This is a genomic window from Nocardia miyunensis NBRC 108239 (genome assembly GCF_001613065.1).
GTDB lineage: Bacteria > Actinomycetota > Actinomycetes > Mycobacteriales > Mycobacteriaceae > Nocardia > Nocardia miyunensis.
On the sequence record NZ_BDBQ01000037.1, the window covers coordinates 183,884 to 191,306 of the forward strand.

The window sequence follows — 7,423 nt, forward strand, 5'->3', positions numbered from 1 at the left end:
GAGCGCAGGAGTCCCCCGTGGCCTTTCAACTTCGCGCCCACGTCGCCGAGTGTTCACCTCCGCTGTCAGCTTCCCGTGTGCGGCAGACACATCGGATGCGTTCGCCATCGGGAAGCAAGGGTTTCGACCCCGATCTGGACATTCTGATGCTTCGGCCGCACATCGACCATCAAATATATGACCCGCATCACGCGGTGATCCTCCACAATTGGTCCATGGTGAACGTATCCGAGGTTTCCGCTGATGACGCTAGGCTGGCCAAGTTTCTCGAGGTGCATCACTGGGCGCGGATAGCCCGCCGCGGCGAGCTGGTCGACGCGCGCAAGCGGCAGCTCCTGGTTGCGTTGGATGATGACGAAATGGTCGGTGCGCTGGCGTACGACATCGTCGGCACCGATTGCGAGATCGTGGTCATGCGCGCGTCCGGTCAATGGGGCGGCGTGGGCACGGCGCTCATCGACCGGCTCGAGGAAGTCGCTCGCGGGCGAGGGTGTTCACGCCTGTGGTTGGTAACAACAAACGACAACCTGGACGCGATCCGGTTCTACCAGAGGCGCGGTTTCCGACTGTCGGCGCTGCGCTGCGGCGCTGTCGACGAGGCGCGACGAACTCTGAAACCCGAGATTCCCGAATTGGGCACATACGACATCCCGCTGCGCGACGAGCTGGAGTTCGAGCGCGCCGTCGACTGACTAGGCGCGCCATTGGCACGGTGACGCTCCACCGGTGTGCGTCGGTTCCCGAGTCGCGGTACCGCCGACAACGTGAGACCGAGGTTTGGCATCGTTGTCGCAGTTGCCGGGTTGATTCTGGCCGGTTGCGGGAGTGCTACAGACGCGATTTCCGCACCGCCGGGTCCGAGGGGCAGCGCAAACGGGTTCGTGCATCCGGGCGCGTTGGTCGACCGCGCGCAGCTCGAATTCGTTCGCGATCGGGTCAAGGCCGGCGCGGAGCCGCGGATCTCCGCGTTACATGCGGCTGAGCAGAGCAAATACGTGGATCTGTCCGCGGTTCGTCGGCATCGACACGCCCGGCCGGGGCACGAAGCTGCGGCAACCGGACCAGCGCCGTTCGGAGCTGAACCAAGAACCACACCGCGGCCGAGTAGCCGATTTCGCATGTCTCGACGTTTGGCCGGTTGCCGTTGCGCCGCAGGGAGGTTGGGATCGGACGCCACGACGCCGGCAGGTGCCGCCCCTTGACATCAATCGAGGTTGAGGTTCGACGATGGAGGGCATGACGCTTACCGACATCGAAAAGGCCTATCTCCGCACGCAATCGCACGCACGGCTGGCCACGGTTGCGCCTGACGGTGCTCCGCAGAACAAGCCCGTCGGGTTCGACTACAACGCCGAACTCGGCACCATCGACATCTATGGCATGAACATGGAGAAATCGGCGAAGTTCCGCAACGTCACGGTCAATCCCGAAGTCGCCTTCGTCGTCGACGACGTCTTCGGCAACGGAGCCGAGGGCGTGCGATTCCTGGAGATTCGCGGTCGCGCTGAGACCGTGCAGGGCGACGCTCCTGACAACGACGGACACCTGAGCAGGCATTTCATCCGCATCCATCCGCGCCGGATCACCGGCTGGAATGTCGTTCCCGACCGCCCTGGCCTCTACACCCGCGACGTGCGGACCATCGCCTGAGCTGTGTTCGCCGGAACACTTCCGCTGGAACCGGAAGCCGGTCACAGGCGAGGATGAACTCCATTGCGTATCAACAGCTCTCGTCATTTCTGTGCCATCAGGTGTATTGAAGCCCTGCGAATGGGCGTGCCAGTCGTCTCGGTGCGCGATCGAGACGACCACGGACGATAATGAGTCCGTGACTTCTGCTTCCGGGCCCGGACCGGATCACTGCCCGCCCGCGCCGACGGCATTGTCCGGGGACGCGCCGGCCGCGGTGGGTGGTTTCACGTTCTGGTTCGCCACGCAACGGTGGGACTGGACGACCGAGGTGTACCGGATGCACGGGTACACCCCCGGTCAGGTCGAGCCGACCACCGAACTGGTGCTCTCGCACAAACACCCCGAGGACCGTGATCACGTCGCAGAGCTGATCGCCCGGTCGGTGCGCGAGGGTGAGTCTTTCTCGAGCCGGCACCGGTTCCTGGACACCGAGGGCTGCGAGCACACCGTGATGGTGATCGCCGATCGAATGCTCGACGACGACGGCACCCCGATCGGCACGACCGGCTACTACATCGACCTCACCGAGACCCTCGAGGCCGCCGAACAAGCCGTGGTGGAGGCGGTGCTGCCCGACGTTATCGCCCACCGGGCAGTGATCGAGCAGGCCAAAGGGGTGCTGATGCGCATGTACGGCATCAGCGCCGAGCAAGCGTTCAAAATACTGATCTGGCGTTCGCAGGAGACCAACACCAAACTACGGGCCATCGCCGCTCAGGTGATCCGCGATCTGCGCAGTCTGCCGGATCCGTCCCCGGCCACGGTCAGCGCGTTCGACCACCTTCTGCTCACCGGCCACCTGCGCATACCACCCGACGACAGATGACAATCCCCGCCGACCCGGCACCGCACCCGCGCCACCGCAAACCGGTCGTCGCACGTGGCACCGCCCTTGACACAGCACGACGCTGTGTCAAGGGCGTGCGTGGACTTCACGAGACGGTGTGTGCCGAAGCGGCAGCCACCGTCTCCCGGCCGGACAACCCCACGACGGCCGGACAGCTCGCCGAATCACTCACTCGGGCAACAGGAGTCGAAGGCGTCGCGCACGACCTCGCACCCACCACCGTGGTGGCGTACCCGGCGCGTCCGGTGGCGAGGGCTCCCGGTCCGGTGCCTTACTTTCACCGATCGAGCCGACAGAGAGTTTTTCCGACAGTGGCCCCGGACAGCATCGCCAGCAGCGCGGCGATCGCGGATTCGATACCGTCGAAGACGGATTCGCGGTAGATCAACCGGCCGTCAGCGAGGTAACCGGATACCTCTCGGCGCATCGAGTCTTCGAGATGCGTGAACGAGCCGGCCCGGAACCCCCGCATGCGCAGCCCTTTCGACACCATGGTGAACAGATTCGGCGGGCCGGGCACCGCGCTGTTCTCGTAGCCGGCGATCGCTCCGCACAGAGCGATCCGGCCGGAGGGGCGGAGGGCATCCAGGGCTGCGGTGAGGTGGTCGCCCCCGACGTTGTCGAAATAGGTGTCGATGCCGTGGGGCGCAAGGGCTGCCAGAGACTCCGGCAACGGTCCGTCGTGATAGTCGAACGCTGGGATCCCGAGTTCGTCGCGCAGGTACGCGACCTTCTCCGGGCTTCCGGCCGAACCCAGCACGGTTGTCCCCCGCAACTTTGCGAGCTGCGCGGCCAGCGCACCCACCGCCCCTGCGGCCGATGACACCCACAGAACGTCCGTCGCGGTCGACTCGAGGATCTCGAACAGTCCCACGTACGCGGTGAGCCCGGCACTACCCAGCGGGCCGAGGAACCATTGGATCGGCAGCTGCCCGGCATCGATCCGGGCCGGGGCACCGTAACCGCCGATGGTCTGTGTCCGGGTTCCAACGATCGCGTATTCCCGATAGCCGAGGGTATGAGAGACCAGATCACCCACGGCGAATTCCGGTGACCGGGACGCGACGACCGTGCCGAGGGCCAGCCCGGAGAGCTCGTCACCGGGTTGTAACGGCGGCAGGTACCCGTTCGGTGTGGTGTCGGCGAGCCGAATCCTGATGGATGGATCGATCGACAACCAGGTGTTGCGAATCAAGACCTCGCCGGGCCCGGGATCCGGGATCGGGCACTCGACCAGCTCCAGATCCGCCGAACACAACTTGCCGATCGGGCGCCGGGCAAGGCGCACGAGACGATTCATCAATAAGCCCCTTCTCATCTGCAGGAAAGCGCGCGAATCACTGTGTGAAAGCGACCTCGGGCCTCCGGCGCCGGTGAGTGGCCGCGGCATCGGCGGCGGCCAGGCCGAAGACCAGTGCGGGGGCGAGGCCGCCGGCGTAGGCGTGGTCGTAGAGGCCCCCGATATCGGATCCCGCCGCATACAGTCCCGCCACGGTGCCGCCCGCTGTGGCGAGCACCCGGCCGTGCTCGTCGATGCGGATCCCGTGGAACGGAAAGGTCAGCGCCGGAGAGGTTTCGATCACGTAATAGGGTCCCCGGTCCAGCGGCGTCGAGTCGTGCAGGCGTGCGGGTCGCACCGCCGCGCCGGCCGCGTTCACGGCCCGGATCTCCGCCGCGATCGCCGCACCGTCGTAACCCCACTCCGGTGGCAGGTAGGCGAAGTCCTCCAGTGTCTCGGCCATGCCACACCGGCCGCCGCGGCGCTGGGCGAGGTCGAATTTGTCGACCGCGACCGCGCCCTCGACGTAGCTGCCGAGCACCCACTCGCGGTAGACCCGCTCGTCTGCGACCAGTAGCCCGCGGGCCTGCGGTCGCTCGAGCAATCGCATCGCGGTGAGGTGATCGCCCCGGGTCTCATCGGTGAATCGGCGATTGCCGAGATCGAACAGCAGCGCGTGCTCGCTGTAGTACAGCGACAGCGCGACGAAATCGCCCGAATCGCGGAACGGCACCCCGGCGGGGACGAGGTGCCCGTAGAACCCGGACCGGGACTTGCCGGTTGCGGCGCCGACAGCCTGGGCCAGGTGCAGACCGTCTCCGGAACTGGCCGGGTTCGAACGCAACTGCATCACGCCCGCGTTCGGATGGATGTTCTCGGCGACCAGTCCGGCATCGGCCTGGAACCCACCGGTTGCGAGAATCGTTGCGGTGGAATCGATCTCGATCTCGGTGCCATCCGGCAGGCGCAGATGCGCGCCGGTGACCACGCCGTCGCGGCTGCGCAGTGCGAGGGTTTCGGTCTCGGTGAACAGCCGACCGGCGGCGCTGACCCGCCGACGGCATTCGTCCAGGTACTGGTTGGTGTCGAATTGGTGGCCGAGGCCGTACCGCAGGATCGGCACGGCGGCAGCACATTCGACGCCGACCGACCGAATCCAGGCGACCGCGTCGGCGAACCCGTCCACGAGCGCCCGGCGCAGCGCGGGGTCGCCGCCGGGGTTGACCTCGTCCATCACCTCATGCGTCGGGGCCGTCCACGCATATCCGGCGAAGCGGGCCGACCCGCCGACGGCCGCTGCCTTCTCGACCACCACGACCGAGCTGCCTCGGTCCAGCGACCGGGCCGCTGCCGTCAACCCGGCCATGCCCGCGCCGATGACGAGTACGTCGGTCCGAACTACCTGCATTTATTGCTCCCTCGTCGAAACCTTTGCCGCGCACCGCAACTCGCGGTCGGACAAAACTGAACCAGGCCGTGGTCCGGCGGGTCGGGGTCGCGCGTCAAACCGTGAACCTTCCGCCGTTGCTCAGCAGCACCGCTCCGATGACGTTCGCCGCACCCGCCGAGGCGAGATACAGGATGTTGTCGGCCAACTCCTCGGCGGTCGCATAGCCACGGGTCGCGCCGTTGTTCATCGCGGCCCGCAGATGTGCCGGCGTCCGCGCGGCCATCCCGGTGTCGACCGGGCCGGGCGCGACGGTGTTGACCCGAATTCCCCAGGGCGCCACCTCCTTCGCGACCGCCTGGCTCAGCGCGTGCACGCCGGCCTTGGACGCGGCATAGTGCGGATATCCGATCAGTGTGTCGAAGGCCGAGGAGGAACCCACGGTGATGATCGACCCGCCCCCGGTTTCCCGCATGACCCGGACCGCCTCGCGCAACAGGAAGAAAGTGCCGTCGAGGTTGATCGCCATCACCCGCCGCCAGTCGGCGTCGTCCAGCCGGGTCAGCACATCCGCGGGCTCATCGCGCTCGGCGGCCTCGTAGATCCACTGCTTGCTCTTCGGATCGTCGACACCGGCCGCATGCACCACCACGTCCACCCGGCCCTGCTCGGCCACCGCCGTGTCGAACATCTCCCGCATCCGGGCCGGGTCGGAGACGTCGAGCTCGACAGGACGGCCGACGCCGAGTCCGGCCGCATTGCGTGCGGCGGCATCGGCATCGATATCGCACAGGTACACCGCGGCGGCCCCACGCTGGGCGAGCAGGCGCGCGGTCGCCGCGCCTATCCCCGATCCCGCGCCGGTCACCACGGCGACTTTTCCCTCGAACTGGTCTACGGTCATCGTCCCTCTTTCGTCATTCGTGCTGCCCGGTGCGTTCAGTGGAAGATGGACTCCCAGTCGTTGCGGAACTTCTCGGCGCCGGCGCCGACGGTGACCGCGAGATTCTGCGCTGCCACATCCTGGGCGATCGCCAGTGCGCCGTCGACGCCGGGCAGCGCGGCCCCGTAACCCGGCGAGGTCGCCTGTTGTCCGGCCCGGGTGACCATGAAGTCGGCCAGGACCTGAGCCGCGTTCGGGTGCGGTGCGGTGCCCAGGGCGAGTCCGTACCATTTGGCGCCCCAGGCGTACTTGCCCGCATTCCAGCCGACCGGGGCGCCTGCCGCGCGCTCGGGCAGCATGGGATTGCACATCAGTGCGGCGGTGATCTCCCCCGAGGCCATGGCCTGGCTCAGCGGCTGGGTGCTCGGGTAGATGCGCGGCTTGTTCGCGGCCAGCTTCTGGAGGAATTCGCGGCCGCCGTAGTGCTTTTCGATGAAGTCGTAGTAGTCGATGTAGGTCGGGGAGGTCGCCGGGGTGACGATGCCGACCTTGCCGCGCAGCGCCGGATCGAGCAGATCCTGTGCGGAGTCGATGCCCTTGGGATACAGGTTCGTGTTCCAGCCGAATCCGAACAGGATGGCACTTTCGGTGAAGAATTTGCCGCCGATGACGGCGTCGGGCCGGCGATATGCCGGGGCGTCGAAGCTCGGGCCGCGCACCGGGACCGCGGTATCGGAGTTCTCGTTCGCGTGGATCCACGCTTCGTCGGTGGTCACCGCGACGTCTCCGATGCCCCGGTGGGTCTTCTGCTCCGCGCCGATCCGGGGCAGCAGTTCGGAGTCGATTCCGCGTACCACCGTCAATTCGATGTGGGGGTGGGCGGATTCGAACGCCTTCTTCAGCTGGTCCAGAACCGCCTGAGCCTGGGTGGAGTACAGCGTGACCGAGCCCTCTTGGTTCGCCGCGGCCACGATGTCGGCCCAGGAGCCCGAGACCGGCTGGGAGACCTTGGCGGCGGTTCCGCAGCCGGCCAGGGTGAGCGCGGATACCACCAGCACGGCGGCGGTTCGAAATATCTTGTGCATCTTGCTCTTTCGCTTCTTGCCGCGGTGATCGAACCTGGGCTCGATGTCATCGTCCGAGCGGCGGCACCTCCCCCGGTGACCGCGTGCGCGACGTGGCGTGGCCGCATCGCCCGGACCCGACCGCGGAGCGCTCGGCATCCGGTCGTGAAGATCCTCGGAACCCGAACGCTCCGGGCGTTTGCGGGCTACTTGGCTGGGGTGGGTGCGGGTTCGTTGATGGTGGTGAAGTACTGCACCGCGGCCATGATGG

Annotated in this window: 7 protein-coding genes; 3 read left to right on the forward strand and 4 right to left on the reverse strand. The window is 66.9% G+C overall.

Annotated elements, in window-relative coordinates:
* Positions 1-215 precede the first annotated feature (215 nt).
* The 3 genes from NM2_RS16205 (at position 216) to NM2_RS16215 (ending at position 2,518) form a co-directional block, all read left to right on the forward strand.
* Positions 216-692, forward strand: coding sequence for a GNAT family N-acetyltransferase (locus NM2_RS16205; RefSeq protein WP_067669404.1), 477 nt, complete (start codon positions 216-218; stop codon positions 690-692).
* 544 nt (positions 693-1,236) lie between these two features.
* Positions 1,237-1,650 carry a PPOX class F420-dependent oxidoreductase gene (locus NM2_RS16210; RefSeq protein WP_067669406.1) on the forward strand — a complete coding sequence of 138 codons (414 nt, stop codon included), beginning with the start codon at positions 1,237-1,239 and terminating at the stop codon, positions 1,648-1,650.
* Positions 1,651-1,882: 232 nt separating this feature from the next.
* A complete protein-coding gene (locus tag NM2_RS16215) occupies positions 1,883-2,518 on the forward strand; it encodes a PAS and ANTAR domain-containing protein (RefSeq protein ID WP_245718061.1) in 636 nt (211 codons plus the stop codon).
* Between the two features lie 298 nt (positions 2,519-2,816).
* Here the strand turns inward: NM2_RS16215 and NM2_RS16220 are convergent, their stop codons facing one another.
* From NM2_RS16220 to NM2_RS16235, 4 genes are all read right to left on the reverse strand, one after another.
* The gene (locus NM2_RS16220; RefSeq protein WP_067669337.1) at positions 2,817-3,842 is read right to left on the reverse strand and encodes an NADP-dependent oxidoreductase; all 1,026 of its coding nucleotides are present in this window, start codon (positions 3,840-3,842) and stop codon (positions 2,817-2,819) included.
* Between the two features lie 34 nt (positions 3,843-3,876).
* The gene (locus NM2_RS16225) at positions 3,877-5,226 is read right to left on the reverse strand and encodes an FAD-binding protein (RefSeq protein WP_067669339.1); all 1,350 of its coding nucleotides are present in this window, start codon (positions 5,224-5,226) and stop codon (positions 3,877-3,879) included.
* A 94-nt stretch (positions 5,227-5,320) separates the two neighbouring features.
* Positions 5,321-6,109 carry an SDR family NAD(P)-dependent oxidoreductase gene (locus NM2_RS16230; RefSeq protein WP_067669341.1) on the reverse strand — a complete coding sequence of 263 codons (789 nt, stop codon included), beginning with the start codon at positions 6,107-6,109 and terminating at the stop codon, positions 5,321-5,323.
* A 35-nt stretch (positions 6,110-6,144) separates the two neighbouring features.
* A complete protein-coding gene (locus tag NM2_RS16235; protein ID WP_067669343.1) occupies positions 6,145-7,173 on the reverse strand; it encodes an ABC transporter substrate-binding protein in 1,029 nt (342 codons plus the stop codon).
* Positions 7,174-7,423: the final 250 nt, after the last annotated feature.

What these genes read in the sequence shown, in the direction of transcription:
- NM2_RS16235 (WP_067669343.1), bottom strand. Translation starts at nt 7,173, where the DNA reads ATGCACAAGATATTTCGAACCGCCGCCGTGCTGGTGGTATCCGCGCTC.
- NM2_RS16205 (WP_067669404.1), top strand. Translation starts at nt 216, where the DNA reads ATGGTGAACGTATCCGAGGTTTCCGCTGATGACGCTAGGCTGGCCAAG.
- NM2_RS16225 (WP_067669339.1), bottom strand. Translation starts at nt 5,226, where the DNA reads ATGCAGGTAGTTCGGACCGACGTACTCGTCATCGGCGCGGGCATGGCC.
- NM2_RS16230 (WP_067669341.1), bottom strand. Translation starts at nt 6,109, where the DNA reads ATGACCGTAGACCAGTTCGAGGGAAAAGTCGCCGTGGTGACCGGCGCG.
- NM2_RS16210 (WP_067669406.1), top strand. Translation starts at nt 1,237, where the DNA reads ATGACGCTTACCGACATCGAAAAGGCCTATCTCCGCACGCAATCGCAC.